Raw genomic sequence first — 18,156 nt, 5'->3', positions numbered from 1 at the left:
ACTCCAGGGCCAGTTCGTGCTCCTCCGGTGGCTTGTTAATCCACACTTCTTCGGGTTGACGCCAGCAGCGGGTGCTCCGGCTCCAGCGCGTTGGATTGGCTGGCTGGCGGCCTCGGAAACCTCGGCTCGCTGCTGGCAAATGGCCTTGGCTGCTCCACTGTGACGCTGGTGGGGCGTCACGAATTTGATCGCGCTGTGGTGGTGCCAGTGGTTGTACCAATCCACAAATGCACACGCCCATTCGCAGGCCTCGCCCTTGCTGGCAAAGGACCGGCTCGGGTAATCAGGCCGGTATTTGACCGTACGGAACAGGGATTCCTAGTACGGGTTGTCGTTGGAGACCCTCGGCCGGGAAACAGATCTGAGCACGCCCATCTCCTCCAGCCGTGATTCCAGCGTCGCCCCACGCAATCGCTGCGCGGAAGCCTGCGGCTAGGGCATTGCCGTTGTCGGCGTGGAGGATCAGTGGCTGCTGCTGGCACTGGCGGCTGCCAAAGCCGCTGGGGCGGTGGTAGCGCTCCTTGAGGCACGCACGCTGCACCAGATCCGCTGCAATCTGAGCCGACTCCACCTCCGCCACATCCCAGGCCACCACTTTGCGGCTCTAGACGTCGACCACCAAATAGAGGTAGAGCCACACACCCCGCACCGTGGTCGGCAGGAAGCTGATGTCCCAGCTCCAAACTTGGTCTGGGCCATCCGCCCTAAGGCGCGGCACCGAGCGCGGCTCCTGAGGCAGCCTGGCCCTCCCCCGGCGGTGGCACTGACCCGCCTGGTGCAACACCCGATAGAAGCTGCTCTCTGAGCCAATAAAAAGCTTTTGATCGGCCAGTGCCGGAACAATCTGCCCCGGCGGCAGCGCGGCGTACTCCGGCTGGTTGCAGGTCAACAGGATCCGCTGGCGCTCTTCCTCGCTCAGCCGGTGACCCACCAGGCGAGCACTGCCTTTACGGCGGTCCTTACCGTCCCCATCACCCAGGAAGGCCTTCCGCCAGTGTTTGAGGGTGCGCAGGCAAATGCCGATCACACCGCAGGCCCTCAACAGGCCGGCGCCCGCAGCATTGGCCTCGCCGATTAACTCGATCACCTTCCGCCGGTGCACGGCGCTGGTCAGCCTTCCTCGTCCTCCGAACAGAAGGCATCCCACTTTTTTTGCAGCACCAGCAAAGCCGCCATTTCCGCCATGGCCTTCTCCTTGCGCTGCAACTCCTTTCTGAGGGCCTTGATCTCCCGCTGGTCCTGGGCGCGGAGCTTCTCAACCTCCTTCTGTTCGGCCATCGTCAGCACAGGCTTGGCGTTGGCATCCTGGGCCGCCTGCCGCCAGCGGCTCACCTGCTCCGGGAAAAGACCCCGCTCGCGGCAGTAGGCGCTGAGCTCGGTGGCGTTGAGGCCAGCGCTCTCTAGCACCACCGTGAACTTGTCGGCAGGGCTCTAACCCTCTGGTTCCCTCTCGGATGACGGCATCACCTCTCCCTGCAACCGCCATGTCTTCCTCCATTTGTAGAGGGTCACCACGTGGATGCCCAGCTCCTCTGAAATCCGGGCCACGCTCTGCCTGTATGGCGGGTGCATCCGCCTCCTCGCATCAGCCTTAACGGCCGCCTCGCTGTATCGGCGCATTGGTCATGTCCTCAAGACCCCGGATGAACTGATCAGAAGGGTGATATCCTTCCTGAAACCGGGGGATCCGCATTTTTCTGCATCCAAAAAAAAATGTAATTTGAGTATAAGTATAAATCATAAAATTTATTACAGAGAAGTAATGTCGCAAAAATTTTTCGAAAAATGTATTTGCTAAAAATCAAATCTATAAACCCATGGGAATATTTAAACATATAGATAATAACATAAACCAGCTTAAAACAAAAAACTTTGCGTACTTCTCTTGCTCTTAATTTTTTGAATATCCAAAATCAGGAACTAAAAAACATTCTCAAATTAGAGGAAAACTTTAATGTTGACGAATGGAAGATCCTTGGATTGCGAATATGGCCCTATATTAGAATAAGTCTATCAACGGCTTGGGTAAATAAATTAAATACAATAAATGCTGAGAAAACATTCTTATACAAGAAATCAAAATATCAAAGCAGGTTAGCAAGTATTGTACGCAAAGTAAACAGCCTAAAATTCTATTTTTCATTTCTTATTCGTTTTGCTTCTGCTTTTAACAACTCATCATATCCTGTTATATCTAGCTCAACCAAATTGACTACTGGAATATTTGGTTTTGACGTAGACAGAGTGCATACAGACAAAGGATACTATAATCGTTATTCCGACTCTTTAATTGAGACTGGCATTATTGAGGAAGATAAATGTATCCATTTTGAGAGATGTCTTCTTGGTTCGAGGACTCCATTCCGACCTTTTGTAGATATTACACATTACTATTGGCTTTCAGCTTTGCTGGGATGGGTCTTGGTGCCCATATTTGTTTTGACAGTAAGACTTAATCCTGAAATTTCGAATGCTTATGCTTGGTGCGTATCAAACTCACTTGATGGATCAGCATTAAAAACCAGAAATATAATTTTTACATATCTGACACTTCGAGTACAAAGAGAGCTATATAAACACTTGATATCTAAGTATAGGCTAAATAAAGTTATAAAGGTTGGATGGTACGATGTAGATGGCATGGCTTTAGCCTGGGCATGTAATCGAGCAGGAATACCCTTTGTTGACATACAACACGGTATGGCTGGTGCGAATAATCACCGCGCATACTCTTGTTGGAGTAAAATACCCTTAGCTGGTTATGAATTGCTTCCCTCTGATTATTGGTGCTGGTCCAAAGTCGATGCTGATTCTATTATAGATTGGTATATTTACCTCAATACATACAAATCCGACAAGGTAAGAATTATCGGAATTCCATTTGCAAATTATGCGCTTACCACTTCTTTCAATGAGCTATTTTCTTGTGATGAAGAAATCAACTTCCTTCTTTCATTGACACAGAAGTATCGCCACACTGTTATCGTTAGCCTTGCGGAGGAAATCCCGCAGATAATAATAGAAGCAATAAAAGGTTCACATCTTGACATTTTTTGGCTTATTCGATACCATCCGACGCTTATAAGCAAGCTTGATAAAATCAAAAGTGAAATAGCTAGCCTTAATAACACAGAGATTTATCATTCCTCAACGCTTCCACTTTATGCATTACTTAAAATTTGCAGCTGCAATATAACAGAGTGGTCCGCGACCTTTTTTGATGCATCTGCAATGAAAGTTCCAACAATTTTTGTATCTGGAATGGCATTAACCAGTTTTCCAGAATTCTTATCGTCGGGCGAAGCCCTATTTGCTGATTCGCCTGTTTCATTGCTAAGTGCTATCAGAAACCTTCCTCAGTAAAATTTTAATCTATTATAATACTTGCCAAGGATCCATTCAATAATTACAGAGCATTGCACTCTTGGCTTAGAATGACGGCATAAGCCTTTATAATACTCTAAAACAAATCATTAATGATAAAAATAATCTGTGCTATAACAACTAAACGGCACCTCAAAAAGTAAGTTATCCCCCAGCCTCCGCTCTTCTTAAAAAATGCCTGTCGGCATCATGAAAGCAGCTTATAAGTGCACCAGTAATGTATTTAGTCGGCCGATCAATTCGTATTGGATACTGCTGAAGCAATAGCCAGGGCGTTATTTGAGCGCTGGAGATATCGCAAGAAATTGAATATCAGATTTTTTAGACCCCACCAAGCCTTATTCCTTTCAAGCCCAATCTTTCGTGTCAACTTACCACCCATTGAGGTTGTCATGCAGCCAAAGTCAGGTTCAATACAAGCCCAAATTGCCGATTTAACGAAATTCCGCTCTTTGGCTTCGTCGCTAAGAGGATGATTGCGCGAGCCCTTTTCATGGATACGACTTTCAAAGCCACCAAGGCGCAGTAAATCTTCAAAGCACTGTCCTGAGTATGCAGAGGCAGCCCAGTCATAATAATCTTGATTTTCAGGATTTAATAGCATTAGAAGCATCTGACTGTCACGAAGATTGGCTGATGTCACGGCAAAGCGCCTGATGAAACCATGTTCAGCATCGATACAGATACTGTTTTTATAGCCATAGTGATTAATTCCCTCTTTTTCACCTAGCGTAGATCTAAATCCTTCTGCAGGTGTCGATTTTGGTTTTATTCCCTTCCATTTGGCATTCCATCAGACTTGATGCCTTTGTTTTTTCTCGAGTGTTACGCAGTTTTGGGACAGGAACAAGATTGGCATCAATGATTTGACCACCACGGGCTACGAGGCCCTGATCTCTAAGGTATCCCTCAATGATCTCAAAGAGCTCTTCGATCACGGCAGCCCTGCGTAGGTGTTCCCTGAAGCAAGCTACAGTTGTGGCATCAGGAAAATATTCATCACAACAAGGCCAACAAACTCCTCAAAGGAGCTACGGTCGTTTACTTGGAATTCGATCTCTTCATCACTCAAATTGAATAGCTGCTGGAGCACAAGCATGTTGAAAAGAATCAGTGGGTCAATTCTCTTGCGTTCAGCTTTGCTTTTGATCTCTCGGCTGTAGCCTTTATCAAGCAAAGGGCTGAATTGATTCCCATGGAATCAATTCAGCAAGACGCTGAAAAAATAGGCTTCTTTTTTTTGAGCTTTGCAACTCTTTATTTTTCCTCCCAGAAACCCTGCTGGCCCATTGAAAACATGCAATTTTTATGTCATAGTATAAATCAAGTCCGGACGCTATCAAACAGTCTTACGATTTTCCGAGGTGCCATAATGTTAGACTTAATATTTTAAACTCTAAACGGTATATATAGGAGTAAAAAATCATGGCTCTGCTTCTTGAAAATCCTAAACCATATTCTAAAATACTGTGCAGCTAGCTAAATCCATGGGCAAAAGCTCAGTACAAACTTATGAAGTCAATAAAGGGCACCACGAAAATTGCCGTAATCCAAATAAGCGCAAGGGGCGGGGCCTGAACAGCACATGAGTCTCGTCGGCTGGTTAGCGCTCGTAGTTGAATTTTTCGAGGTGCCCTAAATTTCATAAGAAATTTATTGCACGCATTCTTAACTTTACTTATCCAAAGAAATTCAAGGCACAAAGAATCAGCCATCAGGAGTCGATTCAGAACTGAGAGAGTTTCATCCTACCGCTTTACTTGAAGATAGCACATAAAATTAATCAAAAACTTTCCCGCTAAAATATCTCTATCACAGCATCGAAAAGGATAGCACTGCTGAATCAGTAAATGTAATTCGAAAATTGTAATAGCTACTTTTCACAAAGCACTATGGCTATCTTGCAAGTACTCAAATAGCGACTGAAGAGTGAGGAAACAATAAGCTTTAATTTTCCAGAACAGTTACTTTTGTTACCTGCCGTTAAGACAGCACCTTCATGTCCGTCGCTTAGTTAATCTCTTCATTCCAAAAGTTACAAATCTAGCGCTTAATATTCTTAATATAACATCATAAAGCTCGAATACCTTTTTAACGAATCAGTCTCTTGTGGAATCACTAAGGCGATGAATTTCTTCACGATAATCAATAGTTCTAAATTGAGACCAATGAAAAAGCCAGATCGATTAAAGCGCAGCTTGTGTTAGCGATTGAAAGAGGGTAAACTTGCCTAGATCAGAACAATTGGCGATTGCTGCAACTGCTGAGCAGTGCAGATGTAACGTAAATACCTTAACGGACAGCTCACAATCGAGGAGTACCATATGCCTTTTGGCGGCACGTGATACTGTGATAAAGTCTGGGTAATTTTCTCCTCCCTGATGCCATGGGAAGAGTTAGAAAAAATATATGCCCCTCAGTTAAGCCCCACTACTGGTGCTCCTGCAAAGCCTGTAATGCTGGCATTTGGTGCGCTGTTTATCAAACAGCGGCTTGGGTTAACCGAGGAGGAGACCGTCGAGCAGATCAGAAAAAATAATTGGATGCAATTTTTTTCTTGGATTTGCCGGATATTCCAGTAAATAACCATTTTCCCATAGATAATGGTTCATTTCCGTTAGAGATTCTCGGAGATGGATCTCAATCAGATCCATGAACTTATTGCCGAAGGAAGGAAAGCCTTGGGGCTCGAATCTGTGGCGTTACCCCCATGCGCCCCCTCTGCCAGGAAAGATGACGCCTCTCCATTTGAACCAGCTGGGGGCTTGATGGAGCAGATCAATGCGTCGATACAGCGAGGCTGTTCAATCTGATGTGAGGAGAAGGATGAGCCCGCCCCATAGGCAGAGCGTGGCTCAGATTTCCCAGGCACTGGGGATTCACCAGGCCACCCTCTACAACTGGAGGAAGAGCTGGCGGTTGCAGGGGGAGGTGGTACCGGCATCGGAGAAAGACCCAGAGGGCTGGACTGCTGCCGACAAGTTCACGGTGGTGCTCGAGAGCGCTGGGTTCAATGCCACAGAGCTCAGTGCCTACTGCAGGGAGCGGGGCCTGTTCCAGGAACAGGTAGACCGCTGGCGGCAGACGGCCCAGGATGCCAATTACAATGCGGTGCTGACCATGGCGGAGCAGCGGCACCTAGAGAAGCGACACCAGCAGGATCAGAGGGAAATTAAGCAGCTAAAACAGGATCTGCGCCGTAAGGAAAAAGCCCTGGCGGAGGCGGCAGCACTGTTGATTGCCGCAAAAAAATCCAGGCCTTCTGGGGAGAGGACGGGGAGGACTGACGACCCCGGACGATCGCCAGAAGGCCCTTGAGATCCTTGAGGAAGGGATTGCTGCTGGTGCCCGCGCTAGTGAACTTGCCCCCCCCTCAGCGAGGAGGAACGCCAAAGGATCCTGCTCACCTGCAACGAGCCCCAATACGCCTCCTTGCCGCCAGGCCAGATCGTGCCAATCCTGGCCGAGCACGGCTACCGCAGGAACCAAGGCCGGTGCCTCGGCTTAGGGCTACAGGTCCAAACCAGGTATGGAGTTGGGACATTTCCTATCTCCCCACCAGTGTCAAAGGGATCTGGCTGTATCTCTACCTGGTGATCGACGTCTGGAGCCGCAAGGTGGTGGCCTGGGATGTGGAGGAATGCGAGGACGCCAAACTTGCTGCTGAGCTGGTGAGCCGGGCCTGCCTCAAGGAACTGATCAGCCGCCATCACAAACAGCCGCTGATCTTGCATGCCGATAACGGCAATGCACTAGCCGCAGGCTTCCGCGCAGCGATTGCGTGCTGCGACGCTGGAGGTGCGACTGGAGGAACTCGGAGTCTTGAGATCCTTCTCCTGCCCGAGGGTGAGCAACGACAATCCCTACTCGGAATCGTTGTTCCGCAACGTTATATACCAGCCTGATTACCCCAGCCGGCCATTCAGCAGCAAGGAGGAAGCCTGCTAATGGGTTTCCTCAATTGTGGACTGGTATAACCACCAGCACCGCCACAGCGGCATCTAGCCCTCAGGCTTCTGCGAAGCAGTAGTTTGTGACGCCTCAACAGCGCCATTGCGGTGAGGCTATTGAGATCTGCCGCCACCGTGCTCACGTCTATGAACAGGCCCGTCAACGCCATCCCCGGCGGTGGACTGGGGCCCCACGCTGCTGGCGGCAACCAGAAGTGGTGTGGATCAACCCGCCAACTGATGATTTCGTCGCTCAAACAGCTACGTTGGCACTGGCCGCCTAATCGGCGGCAGAGACGTCATCTTTCCTGGCAGTTACCGGCGACGACTCTGATGATCCAGATGCCGATTCAGGCAAACAGATTTCACTTGATGACTTCATAAAGCCTTCAGATTGGCTAGAGGTCAAGATTTTTCTAACACTATACATCAATGCATCTTGCACGTCAGCAGGCATCACCTATCCGACTGATCTGAAGCGGCTAAACGGGGCGAGGTAACCGACCTAACGGATCATTGATGATCTGTGCTTTCAATGCTCAGATTTTCGTAAATAGAAGTCACTTTACAATCGTAGTAAAATACGTATTGCTTTCCTCAATGCCGCCAAACAGAAGAAAACACGCTATAGGAAGACAAAAGGCGCCATAAGACGACAGCTCGACTATCTGCAGCAGAATCATGATGCTATCGATCCCCTAGTCACCTCTCGTTCAATGCTTTTGGGCTTGAAGTCCCATTACTGGAAAAATACTTGTGATAAGCTAAGATATATACAACAAGCTCGAAGACTTGATTCAACAAGCCAAGAAATACAAGCAAGAGTATGGCTGCTATCCCGAGCGAATCTGCGCAGATCGCATCTATATCAATAACAAGAACCGCAACTTCTGCACTCGGAACAATATATATGGCTTTCTGGTAAGCGATTGGGGAGGCCGCCTAAGAATCCAGAAATCATTGCTGCTCAAATGCTGCAGCAGCTCACCGCAGACCAGCGGAGGTGAAACAAAGTGGAAGGATGCTTTGGATCAGGGAAGAGGAAGTATTCACTAAATTTGATTATGACTCGGTTGGGCTAAGGTGCAGAGAACCCGATCTCCATGCCCTTTGTGGTGATGTGCGCAAAGAAGATCCGGAGGCTGCTCCGCCTCTTTTTTTTCTCATCTGGATTTATGCCTGTCAGCGGCCAAGCTCCCTCTGGATTTTCCCAGAATTATTTTGCGGATCGAAGCAAAGGAATCGCTCGTTACTGCATAGCCGACAAGCAAGCTTTCTGCACTCCTGTTTCTTGGCTGAAGCCAAAAAATCTTGCTGGAAGCTTTTTCAGGAGACAATTAATTCAATCATTCCTAAAATTCATATTCTTAACAACACATTTGATCATTCCATGTTTGGGATTTCACATATTGTCACACCCATGGAAAGCTTAAGAAGATGACTGTCGGGATTCTAGATATAGGCCATGGAAATTTTGGGTCTCTTAAAAGAGTTATTGAAAAAGCAGGAGGTAAAGCAGACTACATATCTTCGGTGCCCAGATTGGCAAACTGTTCAAAGCTTATACTTCCAGGTGTCGGGCATTTCGATTCAGCCATGCAAGTACTTAAAAGTTCTATCCTTCTAGAGCCACTACTTATGCGTGTATTAGAAGATAAAATCCCATTTCTAGGTATTTGCCTTGGCATGCAATTACTTTGCCGTAATAGTGAAGAGGGTGTTGAGCCAGGTCTTGGCTTAATAGATGCTAGTGTTAAAAAGTTTAAATTTAGATCTAGTCTGAAGTTGAAAGTTCCTCACATGGGTTGGAATACTGTCGACCCATTACGGAGCAATCCGCTCCTACCTATTACACTTAAAGAAGAACGTTTTTATTTTGTTCACTCCTACCATGTTGTTCCTGACAATGACACTCTAAGTATTTGCAACACCAACCACGGAGGAAGCTTTTGCGCTGCTTTTCAGAAAGATAATATATTCGGCGTTCAATTTCATCCCGAAAAGAGCCATCGATTTGGTATAAATTTAATCAGTCGATTCTTAAACTTTTAGACCATGCTCAAGCACAGAGTAATTCCGATTCTCTTACTTCAGGGGGATAGTCTCGTGAAGTCAGTTAAATTCAAGAGCCATAAATATGTAGGCGACCCGATCAATACTATTCGAATTTTCAATGAAAAGGAAGTTGACGAACTGGTGTTGATAGATATTGATGCAAGCAGACATCATCGTGATCCAAACTACGAACTTATTAATCAGTGCGCCAGTGAGTGCTTTATGCCACTTGCTTATGGCGGAGGAATTAAAACTATTGATCAAGCTAAAAAATTATTTTCTTTGGGCATTGAAAAGATATGCGTTCAATCTGCCGCCCTCGAAAATCCTGGATTCCTAAAGAATTTAGCCGATAGTTTCGGCTGCCAGAGTATTATTGTTTCTATTGATTTAAAAAAGAAATGGAATGGAAAAATACAAATATTTAATTCAGCATTGAGAAAACCACATCCTGGAGACTGGTGTATTCTACTTCAGCAGCTTGTACAAGCCGGAGCAGGCGAGGTGCTCCTGAACGTGTTAGACAAGGATGGAACACTCAGCGGCCCTGAATTGAATTTAATCAATATAGCTAGTTCTTCAGTAGATGTGCCAATTATTGCCCTTGGCGGAATATCAAGTATGGAGGATATTAAGGCTTCAGTGTTAGCAGGTGCTAGCGCCGTTGCGGCAGGCTCCTTCTTTGTATTTCATGGTCCGCATAAGGCGGTACTGATTACATACCCTAATTACTCTGACCTAAATACTCTTTTTGCAGAAAACAAATGAGCGACTTCAAACAAAATCAATCGAAAAATTTCGCCATAGATTTAGATTATCAACAATGCACACGCTGCGTCATGGATACATCTGCAAAAAATATTACATTTGATGAAAACGGAGTATGTAATTTTTGTTCTGAATTCCTTAGTCGTTCATCATGTGTTATTCATGAAGACCTTAAAGACAAAAGACTTCGCTTAAATTCTCTTTTGTCAATTGTCAAGTCTTCTGGCAGGGGTAAGCCCTATGACTGCATAGTAGGGGTTTCAGGTGGAGCAGATAGCTCTTGGGCATTGATGAAAGCTGTTGAGCTTGGATTGCGTCCTCTTGCAGTTCATATGGATAATGGCTGGAATTCAGAACTAGCACAGAATAATATCGCCAATCTTGTCAAAGAATTATGCGTTGATTTGTATACTCATGTCATTGACTGGGCTGAATATCGAGCATTGATGCAAGCATTTTTTGATGCTGACGTGATCGATGTTGAATTACTTTACGACAATGCAATGCAATCTGTCTGCTACAATCAAGCACAAAAATTTGGCATCAAATATATTCTTGCAGGAACCAACCAGTCAACAGAGGGTATGTCAATGCCAACTGGATGGAACTGGTATAAGCGAGATTTACGCAACATAAAGGCAATTGCTAAACGCTTTGGCAATGTAAAAATTAAATCATTTCCAACTTTCTCAACTTTAGACTTCATCGTCTTTGAATTTATTCACCAAATACACTGGATATCATTTTTAGACTTCTTCCCTTACACCAAACTTGGAGCGCTTAATGATCTAGAGAAAGGTTACAGATACAGACGTTATCCATTTAAACACTATGAATCAGTTTTTACACGATTTTACCAAGGATATTTATTGCCTTACAAGTTCGGAGTAGACAAGCGTTTATTGCATTTAGGGACATTAGTTGCTTCGGGGCAAATGACCAGAGAGGAAGCGATTGAAGGGCTGAATGGTATACCATATCCATCGCAATATGATCTTGAGTCTGATATTACATATTTCTTGAAGAAAATGGGTTGGAGCAACATGGATCTTGAAGCATATATTCTCCGGCCTGCAATACCGCATGACAATTATGCAAGCGAGACAAGATTTATTAGATTTTTTTCTAGATTTATTTCTTTAGAATTTATATCAAGTCTCAAAAAGTGGCTTCAACGTTAAGCTCTATTTTTTTTACAAAAAGCTTTGTTAGATAACTAGAATCTGAGCAGGTCAATATGCCCTATCAGCCAGCCAACTTCTTTTACTAAAATGTAAACTTTTATTCCAACCTCATGTGCAGTCATGAAACTCCTTTTACTAACTCTAAAATCTAAATCACACCAGCCTCCCACGCTATAAATCAGTACTTAATCAGGGTGACAGGCCTCCTAAGATGGACAAAATATAATAACTTAAGGGCACCACGAAAAATTGCCGTAAACCAAATAAGCGCAAGGGGCGGGGCCTGAACAGCACATGAGTCTTGTTGGCTGGTTTGCGCTCGTAGTTAAATTTTTCGAGGTGCCCTTAATACGAGATTGCCAATATTGTTTCTAGCATCCAAAGCCTAAAAGCCGCAACTCGTCTTCGCTAAATCATAATTTGAATATCCAAAATAATATTGTCCACATAGGGCTTATATCTTGTCGGAATTTAATTTTCCACTGTCACTTCTCCAGGCTTATATCTATGCAAGACGCCAGTAATTACACTGTATCAATAATTCATGTTGCCGGCGTCGGCAAACTTTTCCCTTCAATAAGGTCTCAGTTATGCTTTGAATCACTAGCAAAAAGTCAATTAAAAACTGTCAAATGGGACGCTGCTGTCTTTCATTACTCAGAGCCAGTTGAATCATTTGAACATCAGATACCCGCTCCATTTCGGCTTATTATTTTCCGAAACTTGTACATTTGGTGGCAAGTCTGGAGGCTGTCAAGCAAGTATGATCTAGTGATGTTACGTTATTCTCCGTTTGACCCCTTTGGATTTATTTTCACTACATTTATTCATAATATTATATCCATACATCACTCCAAGGAAATTGAAGAGCTTTTATTAATTTCGAATGATTGGCGTGGTAAAGCGGCTTCATCCTTGGAGTTCATCCTGGGTGGACTATACCTAAGCAATGCTTTAGGCATAGTAGGAGTAACAAAAGAAATTGCATTATATGAAGCCCAAAGAGCCTCCAATTGCGTACCATATTCTGTTTATCCAAACGGAATATCTCTTGATGCTCAATCAATCTTGGCGGACAATCGTCACGCTAAAAACATTAAACTTGTATTCGCCTGTAGTTATTTCTCTGAATGGCATGGTCTAGACTTATTGCTTGACCGAATAGAGGATTGCCCCCTAAATAATCTTACATACTCTCTTCAAATCCTTTTAGTGGGCACCCTAAACTTCTCAGACAGCCAGCGTATTAATAACAGCCCAACTTTATCCTCAATATTTCAAATTTGTGGATACCTGAGTGGCACTCAATATGAGACATCTTTAGCCTCATGCGATGCAGGAATTGGATCTCTTGCATTGCACAGAAAAAGTTTAAATGAAGCTTCAACTCTTAAGGTTAGACAATACCTAGCCATGGGGCTTCCAGTTTTTTCTGGTCACAATGATTCAAGTCTACCAGCAAACTTTCCTTACTACATTAATCTAGAATTGACTTATTTTGAAAATGCTCTAAAAACGTGCCAATACTTAAAACGCGTCTCACGAAATAAGATAAGAGAAGCCTCCTCTCCATATATTACAAAAGTTAGTCAGATGCAAAAATTAGAGCCATGGCTTCATAAGCTTGTTAATTCATCTTCCAAAAGATCTTAACCTGATGTGTGGTTTTGCTGGTTATATCTCATCAACCATTAAGGCTTCTAAAATAATTGTAGACAAAATGACGTTGGCAATCGAATCACGGGGTCCTGATGGATTTGGAAGCTGGTGTGATATTAATTCAGGGGTTTCTCTTGGTCATCGGCGCCTGTCAATATTAGACATATCTGAGGCAGGCCATCAGCCGATGTTAAGTGCTGATAGCCGATTAGTTCTGGTATTTAATGGTGAGATTTATAATCATCTTGATATCAGAGCAGAGATTTCTAAGGCTGGTTGGAATAATAAATGGCGTGGCTATTCTGATACCGAAACACTTCTTGCCGCTCTACAACTTTGGGGAGTTTCCACCACCCTGGAAAAGCTTAATGGCATGTTTGCATTTGCTCTTTGGGATAGGAGCCGCCGCGTACTTACTCTGGCCCGTGATCGAGTAGGCGAAAAACCACTCTATTACGGCTTCACTGGAGGATCATTGCTGTTTGGCTCAGAACTTAAGGCGTTAGCGGCCCACCCCCATTGGCTGCCTAGGCTCAACCGGGATGCTCTTTGTCTCTACATGCGACATACCTATATACCTGCTCCCCACAGCATCTATCAAGGCATTTACAAACTTCTCCCAGCCCATTGGTTGGAAATTGATGCTGAAAGACTTAGTATTTCTGAACCTAGTTGCTATTGGAATTTCACAAAAAAAATAGAGTTTGCGACTCAACATCGCCATACGAACAGCACATCCCAGCTGATTAATGAGTTGGAGGGTCGCCTAAGTGAAGCCATTAACCTGCGCATAGCAGCAGATGTCCCCCTAGGTGCGTTCCTCTCGGGTGGGCTTGATTCCTCCATTGTGGTGGCCCTGATGAAGGTCCAATCGAGTCGCCCAGTAAACACCTTCACCATTGGCTTTGATATAAATGGCTACAACGAGGCTGAGAGTGCCAGGTCCATTGCCCATCACTTAGGCACTAATCATACCGAGCTCTATCTCAGCCCTGCCGATGCCCTTGCCATAATTCCTGAGCTTCCGGTGATCTGGGATGAACCATTTGCAGATTCCTCGCAGATCCCTACGCTGCTGCTTAGCCGCCTTACCCGTCAGCACGTCACTGTAGCCCTTTCCGGTGATGGCGGTGATGAACTATTTTGCGGCTACAATCGATATGGCCAAGGTTACCGCCTGCATCGCCACTTGCGCCGCCTGCCTAATGCTTTTCGCCATCTAGTGATATCGGCACTTCGGGCAGCACCTGCGCATTGCATAGACCGAGCCCTTCATCAGTTACCGTCAAAGCTACCTTATCCAGCCCTTGGTGATCGCTTGCATAAGCTGGCTGAAGTTCTGGGACATGCTGAAGGATCAGAATTCTATCTTTCGCTCGTATCTTGTTTTCAGGATCCATCATCCATTGTTCTGGATGGTCGTGCACCCTCAAGTCTCCTTTCCAACTTGCAAAATTGGCCTGCATTAGTAGACTTTCGGGAACTGATGATGGCACTAGATACACTCACATATTTACCAGGTGATATTCTTACTAAGGTAGATCGTGCGTCGATGTCGGTTGGCCTTGAAGCACGTGTCCCTTTCTTAGATCACACATTTATTGAGTGGGTTTGGCGGCTGCCTTTCGATGTAAAACTGCACCGTGGCCAAACTAAATGGGCCCTGCGCCAGGTATTACAGCGCCACATTCCTAAGTACTTGATCGATCGCCCCAAAATGGGTTTTAGTATCCCGATCGAGCATTGGCTGACAGGGCCTTTGCAGAATTGGGCTGAGGAGCTTCTTAATGAGGCTCGTCTTGAACGTGAGGGTCTGTTTGATGCAAAACTTGTTCGAAAGCTCTGGCATGAGCATTGCTCAGGCCAACGCCGTTGGCACCATCAGCTTTGGACAATATTGATGTTTCAAGCTTGGTATGAAAAAAACTTTCCTATTTGATTGATCATGGTTTTAAATCTTGATAAGGCAACAGTAGATAGTTTTGGTGATGAGTGGAGTCGTTTTGATCAACGTGACATGCCGCATGAAGAGGCTAAGCGACATTTTGATGCTTATTTTTCCGTTTTTCCATGGGACAAAATTAATGAAAGCTCAGAGGGGTTTGACATGGGCTGCGGCACCGGCCGCTGGGCACGTTTTGTTGCACCACGCGTGGGCCGTCTCCACTGCATAGATCCGTCCAGCGCCCTGGCCGTTGCCCGCCAAGCTTTAAAGCTTCAACATAATGTTAGTTTTCATCAAGCCTCTGTTTCTAATAATTGCATCACACCCGGAAGCCAGGATTTTGGATATAGTTTAGGTGTACTCCATCATGTTCCGGATACTGCTTTGGCTATAAAAAGTTGCGTAAGCTTACTTAAGCCTGGTGCGCCGTTGCTTTTGTATCTTTATTATGCTTTTGATAATCGCCCTAAATGGTTTCGTTTTTTTTGGAAATCTTCAAATATCGTTAGGCTTCTTATATGTTCCCTTCCACCGAATCTTAAACGTTTTTCTACGGATATAATCGCAGCCTTTGTTTATTTCCCTTTGGCCCGACTTGCGGCCTTTTGTGCAGCTTTAAAGATTAAGGTTGATCTCTTCCCGTTAAGTGCCTATGCGCATTGCAGCTTCTATACGATGCGCACCGATTCTCGAGATCGTTTTGGAACACCATTAGAAAAACGTTTTACACGCTCTCAAATTACTTCTATGTGTGCAAGTGCTGGTCTTGTTAATTTGAAATTCTTAGACAGTGTCCCTTTCTGGTGTGTTGTTGGATATAAATCCTTGATTCAATGAACACTTGCTTTGAAATTGCCCACTTTAAAGTATTTTCATGAATCTTTTCTCTACACCTTGGGATATTCTTTCTCCCCTTTTTGTTTGGGGGCTTGGTTTGCCGGTTGCAAGATGGCTGGGCAGCCAATATGGCCAAACTCAGAAAAGATCTTGGTTCCTTTATACTTGGCATACTATTTGGTGCATTGTATATCTTTTTTTCACACTATCCTATGGAGGTGATTCTATTTACTATTTCTCCATTGAGAATCAAAGCCCTCCCGAATTTATATATGGGACTTCATTTATTGAATATCTAACTTTTTTTCTGGCAAGCCCCCTTCAACTATCCTATCTCTCCTGTTTTCTTGTTTATAATATCATAGGGATGGTGGGCTTTATCGGGCTTGATGCAATTCTGCAGCAGCTCACTTACGCACAGTCTGCTTTGTTAAAGCGATTGGCAGCCCTTATGATCTTTCTCCCTTCTGTGAGCTTTTGGAGTTCGGCTATAGGAAAGGATAGCTTTGCATTTTCTGCTGCTGTACTGGCACTTTGGGCTAGCTTAAATCTTAGTCGCCGTATTCCTCTAATGATTTTGGCGATTTTGGCGATGTTTCTGGTGCGGCCCCATGTGGCAACTTTTATGGTATTGGCTTTAACTGTGGATTCTATATTTAATCGCCAGTTGCCACTTCTTCCGCGTGTTGGACTTGCTTTGATGTTGTTGGTAGCAACTAGGTTGTTGTTTCCTCTGGTTTCTGAGTATGTGAGCATTGGAGATATTAAAGACTTTGAGGATGCTTCTGCTTACATAGAGCTAAAACAATCATACAATCAGCACGGCGGTGGTTCTATTGACATAAGCACCATGCCGCTGCCAAGTCAGCTACTGAGTTATATCTTAAGGCCCGCTTTTTTTGATGTCAATTCTCTTTTTTCTTTTGCAGCTGCGATTGATAATTTTGTGCTTTTGTTAATATTCGTTTTTGGACTTACTGGGTTCCTGCGGGGCAGACGTCTCCCAGTTAAATCATCTCCGACATTTATGTACGTATACATCACGATCAGTTGGCTTGTGTTTGCTACAACCACAGCAAATCTAGGTATCTCTATTCGACAGAAGTGGATGTTTTTGCCAATGATACTATATGTCTCTTTTGCCCTTGCTTGTCGTGCACCTAAATCATCCATGTATCTTAATGTTGGGCCTCATGAAGCAGAGACTCGGTCTTTTAAAAGTATCTAGGAGTTGAGTTCAGAATGGCTTTAAATCCACCAAAACTTTTATACGTTGTTAATGTTGATTGGTTTTTTCTTTCTCATCGTCTCCCCATTGCTTCAGGTGCTCGATCAGCTGGGTATGAAGTGCACGTGGCAACCGGGATAACGGATTGCGCGCATCTTTTTGATGTTCATGGCTTGATTCTTCATCCTATTCATTTGGAGCGGAAAGACACAAGTTTGCTTGGATCACTACGTACATTTTTTGATATATTAACTGTCTGTCTTCGAGTTCGCCCAAAAGTAATTCACCTCGTAACAATCAAGCCTGTTCTACTTGGTGGAATTGCAGCACGCTTGCTCGGGTTGAGCAGAATAGTTGCATCTGTTTCTGGACTTGGCTATATATTTATCGCCAAGGGTTCAAAGGCTTCGCTTCGCAGATTAATCATTGGTTCTTTGTACAGGCTTGCGCTTTTCCACGATGGAATACGAGTTGTCTTTCAGAATCCGGATGATCGGCTCAGTCTTTGCAAGCTGAGCTCTTTGCCTTTCTCCAAAACTTTACTTATCCCTGGTTCTGGTGTCAGCCTTTCTTCATACTCACCCTCGGATTTGCCACCAGGCATACCCGTTGTCTTATTTGCAGCACGATTGCTGAGCAGCAAAGGAATTTATGAATTTGTAGATGCTGCGAGTCAATTAACTGGGGCAAGATTCGTTATTGCCGGCCAGTTTGACAAAGAGAATCGCGACTGCATAGACCCAGCACAACTAGATTTTTGGGTAGAGAAACGCTGGGTTGAATACTGGGGTTATTCCGATGCCATGGCCAATGTTCTTGGCCAGGCTTCAATTGTAGTGTTACCTTCCTATCGGGAAGGCCTACCCAAGGTTCTCATTGAAGCAGCAGCATGTGCTCGCCCAATAATCACAACAGATGTACCTGGCTGCCGTGATTCGATTGATCCTGGCGTTACCGGTCTTTTAGTTCCAGCCCATGATTCAAATGCTTTGAAAGTTGCAATACAGCATCTACTTGACAATCCTGAGCTTTGTAAGGCCATGGGTCGTGCTGGTCGCGCTTTAGCTGAGCGTAAGTTTGACGTTAAGCAGGTGGTGCAAACGCATCTTGATATCTATGCGGAATTAATAGCCGAAAATCCTTAGC

20 protein-coding genes are annotated in these 18,156 nt (G+C 44.9%); 13 read left to right on the top strand and 7 right to left on the bottom strand.

Features of this window, described 5'->3' with window-relative positions:
* Window positions 1-283 precede the first annotated feature (283 nt).
* Genes KBY68_RS09955 through KBY68_RS09940 form a run of 4 tightly spaced genes read right to left on the bottom strand, consistent with a single transcriptional unit; the run spans window position 284 to window position 1,572 of the window.
* Window positions 284-571 (bottom strand): hypothetical protein, encoded by a 288-nt coding sequence (locus KBY68_RS09955; RefSeq protein ID WP_255097021.1) that lies wholly within the window; start codon window positions 569-571, stop codon window positions 284-286.
* Window positions 572-604: 33 nt separating this feature from the next.
* Window positions 605-1,087, bottom strand: a complete 483-nt coding sequence (locus tag KBY68_RS09950) for a hypothetical protein (RefSeq protein WP_255097020.1) — start codon at window positions 1,085-1,087, stop codon at window positions 605-607.
* 23 nt (window positions 1,088-1,110) lie between these two features.
* The gene (locus KBY68_RS09945; protein WP_255097019.1) at window positions 1,111-1,410 is read right to left on the bottom strand and encodes a hypothetical protein; all 300 of its coding nucleotides are present in this window, start codon (window positions 1,408-1,410) and stop codon (window positions 1,111-1,113) included.
* Between the two features lie 21 nt (window positions 1,411-1,431).
* Complete coding sequence (locus tag KBY68_RS09940; protein ID WP_255097039.1) at window positions 1,432-1,572, bottom strand: helix-turn-helix domain-containing protein; 141 nt, start codon at window positions 1,570-1,572, stop codon at window positions 1,432-1,434.
* Window positions 1,573-1,872: 300 nt separating this feature from the next.
* Here KBY68_RS09940 and KBY68_RS09935 point away from each other — a divergent pair, with 300 nt between their 5' ends.
* Window positions 1,873-3,363: a hypothetical protein gene (locus tag KBY68_RS09935; protein ID WP_255097018.1), complete on the top strand. Its 1,491-nt coding sequence runs from the start codon at window positions 1,873-1,875 to the stop codon at window positions 3,361-3,363.
* Between the two features lie 256 nt (window positions 3,364-3,619).
* On the opposite strand, the gene KBY68_RS09930 is transcribed toward KBY68_RS09935, so the two are convergent.
* From KBY68_RS09930 to KBY68_RS09920, 3 genes are read right to left on the bottom strand one after another with little or no spacing between them, the layout of a single operon-like run.
* Window positions 3,620-4,096, bottom strand: a complete 477-nt coding sequence (locus KBY68_RS09930; RefSeq protein ID WP_390634987.1) for a transposase — start codon at window positions 4,094-4,096, stop codon at window positions 3,620-3,622.
* A gap of 25 nt (window positions 4,097-4,121) precedes the next feature.
* Window positions 4,122-4,322, bottom strand: coding sequence for a hypothetical protein (locus KBY68_RS09925; protein ID WP_255097017.1), 201 nt, complete (start codon window positions 4,320-4,322; stop codon window positions 4,122-4,124).
* A 32-nt stretch (window positions 4,323-4,354) separates the two neighbouring features.
* Window positions 4,355-4,561, bottom strand: a complete 207-nt coding sequence (locus KBY68_RS09920; protein ID WP_255097016.1) for a transposase — start codon at window positions 4,559-4,561, stop codon at window positions 4,355-4,357.
* A gap of 1,204 nt (window positions 4,562-5,765) precedes the next feature.
* On the opposite strand from KBY68_RS09920, the gene KBY68_RS09915 reads away from it, so the two are divergent.
* The 12 genes from KBY68_RS09915 to KBY68_RS09860 all read left to right on the top strand — a co-directional run bounded on the left by KBY68_RS09915 (window position 5,766) and on the right by KBY68_RS09860 (window position 18,155).
* Complete coding sequence (locus KBY68_RS09915) at window positions 5,766-5,966, top strand: transposase (RefSeq protein ID WP_255097015.1); 201 nt, start codon at window positions 5,766-5,768, stop codon at window positions 5,964-5,966.
* 199 nt (window positions 5,967-6,165) lie between these two features.
* Window positions 6,166-6,702, top strand: a complete 537-nt coding sequence (locus tag KBY68_RS09910) for a helix-turn-helix domain-containing protein (RefSeq protein ID WP_315855662.1) — start codon at window positions 6,166-6,168, stop codon at window positions 6,700-6,702.
* 38 nt (window positions 6,703-6,740) lie between these two features.
* Window positions 6,741-7,289 carry a DDE-type integrase/transposase/recombinase gene (locus KBY68_RS09905; RefSeq protein WP_255097014.1) on the top strand — a complete coding sequence of 183 codons (549 nt, stop codon included), beginning with the start codon at window positions 6,741-6,743 and terminating at the stop codon, window positions 7,287-7,289.
* A gap of 1,048 nt (window positions 7,290-8,337) precedes the next feature.
* Window positions 8,338-8,775 (top strand): hypothetical protein, encoded by a 438-nt coding sequence (locus tag KBY68_RS09900; RefSeq protein WP_255097013.1) that lies wholly within the window; start codon window positions 8,338-8,340, stop codon window positions 8,773-8,775.
* Complete coding sequence (gene hisH / locus KBY68_RS09895; RefSeq protein ID WP_255097012.1) at window positions 8,772-9,386, top strand: imidazole glycerol phosphate synthase subunit HisH; 615 nt, start codon at window positions 8,772-8,774, stop codon at window positions 9,384-9,386. Before KBY68_RS09900 ends, hisH begins: the two co-directional genes overlap by 4 nt.
* A gap of 3 nt (window positions 9,387-9,389) precedes the next feature.
* A complete protein-coding gene (locus KBY68_RS09890; protein ID WP_255097011.1) occupies window positions 9,390-10,157 on the top strand; it encodes an AglZ/HisF2 family acetamidino modification protein in 768 nt (255 codons plus the stop codon).
* Window positions 10,154-11,338: an N-acetyl sugar amidotransferase gene (locus tag KBY68_RS09885; RefSeq protein ID WP_255097010.1), complete on the top strand. Its 1,185-nt coding sequence runs from the start codon at window positions 10,154-10,156 to the stop codon at window positions 11,336-11,338. Before KBY68_RS09890 ends, KBY68_RS09885 begins: the two co-directional genes overlap by 4 nt.
* A 777-nt stretch (window positions 11,339-12,115) precedes the next feature.
* Window positions 12,116-12,994, top strand: a complete 879-nt coding sequence (locus KBY68_RS09880; protein WP_255097009.1) for a hypothetical protein — start codon at window positions 12,116-12,118, stop codon at window positions 12,992-12,994.
* Entirely contained in the window at window positions 12,966-14,939 is a 1,974-nt protein-coding gene (gene asnB, locus KBY68_RS09875; protein ID WP_255097008.1) for an asparagine synthase (glutamine-hydrolyzing), read from the top strand. Before KBY68_RS09880 ends, asnB begins: the two co-directional genes overlap by 29 nt.
* A 6-nt stretch (window positions 14,940-14,945) precedes the next feature.
* Complete coding sequence (locus KBY68_RS09870; protein ID WP_255097007.1) at window positions 14,946-15,782, top strand: class I SAM-dependent methyltransferase; 837 nt, start codon at window positions 14,946-14,948, stop codon at window positions 15,780-15,782.
* A gap of 37 nt (window positions 15,783-15,819) precedes the next feature.
* The gene (locus KBY68_RS09865) at window positions 15,820-17,010 is read left to right on the top strand and encodes a hypothetical protein (RefSeq protein WP_255097006.1); all 1,191 of its coding nucleotides are present in this window, start codon (window positions 15,820-15,822) and stop codon (window positions 17,008-17,010) included.
* 14 nt (window positions 17,011-17,024) lie between these two features.
* Window positions 17,025-18,155: a glycosyltransferase family 4 protein gene (locus tag KBY68_RS09860; protein WP_255097005.1), complete on the top strand. Its 1,131-nt coding sequence runs from the start codon at window positions 17,025-17,027 to the stop codon at window positions 18,153-18,155.
* The last annotated feature ends 1 nt before the right edge of the window (window position 18,156 follow it).

The organism is Synechococcus lacustris Maggiore-St4-Slac (assembly GCF_024345595.1).
Lineage (GTDB): Bacteria > Cyanobacteriota > Cyanobacteriia > PCC-6307 > Cyanobiaceae > Synechococcus_D > Synechococcus_D lacustris.
The sequence above is the reverse complement of the archived record's forward strand: the minus strand, read 5'-3'. Positions and strand labels throughout refer to the sequence as shown.

Coding starts and splice junctions, on each gene's coding strand:
- KBY68_RS09940 (WP_255097039.1), bottom strand. CDS start 1,572: ATGCACCCGCCATACAGGCAGAGCGTGGCCCGGATTTCAGAGGAGCTG.
- KBY68_RS09915 (WP_255097015.1), top strand. CDS start 5,766: ATGCCATGGGAAGAGTTAGAAAAAATATATGCCCCTCAGTTAAGCCCC.
- KBY68_RS09910 (WP_315855662.1), top strand. CDS start 6,166: ATGCGTCGATACAGCGAGGCTGTTCAATCTGATGTGAGGAGAAGGATG.
- hisH (WP_255097012.1), top strand. CDS start 8,772: ATGACTGTCGGGATTCTAGATATAGGCCATGGAAATTTTGGGTCTCTT.
- KBY68_RS09890 (WP_255097011.1), top strand. CDS start 9,390: ATGCTCAAGCACAGAGTAATTCCGATTCTCTTACTTCAGGGGGATAGT.
- KBY68_RS09885 (WP_255097010.1), top strand. CDS start 10,154: ATGAGCGACTTCAAACAAAATCAATCGAAAAATTTCGCCATAGATTTA.
- KBY68_RS09880 (WP_255097009.1), top strand. CDS start 12,116: ATGTTACGTTATTCTCCGTTTGACCCCTTTGGATTTATTTTCACTACA.
- KBY68_RS09870 (WP_255097007.1), top strand. CDS start 14,946: ATGGTTTTAAATCTTGATAAGGCAACAGTAGATAGTTTTGGTGATGAG.
- KBY68_RS09865 (WP_255097006.1), top strand. CDS start 15,820: ATGAATCTTTTCTCTACACCTTGGGATATTCTTTCTCCCCTTTTTGTT.
- KBY68_RS09860 (WP_255097005.1), top strand. CDS start 17,025: ATGGCTTTAAATCCACCAAAACTTTTATACGTTGTTAATGTTGATTGG.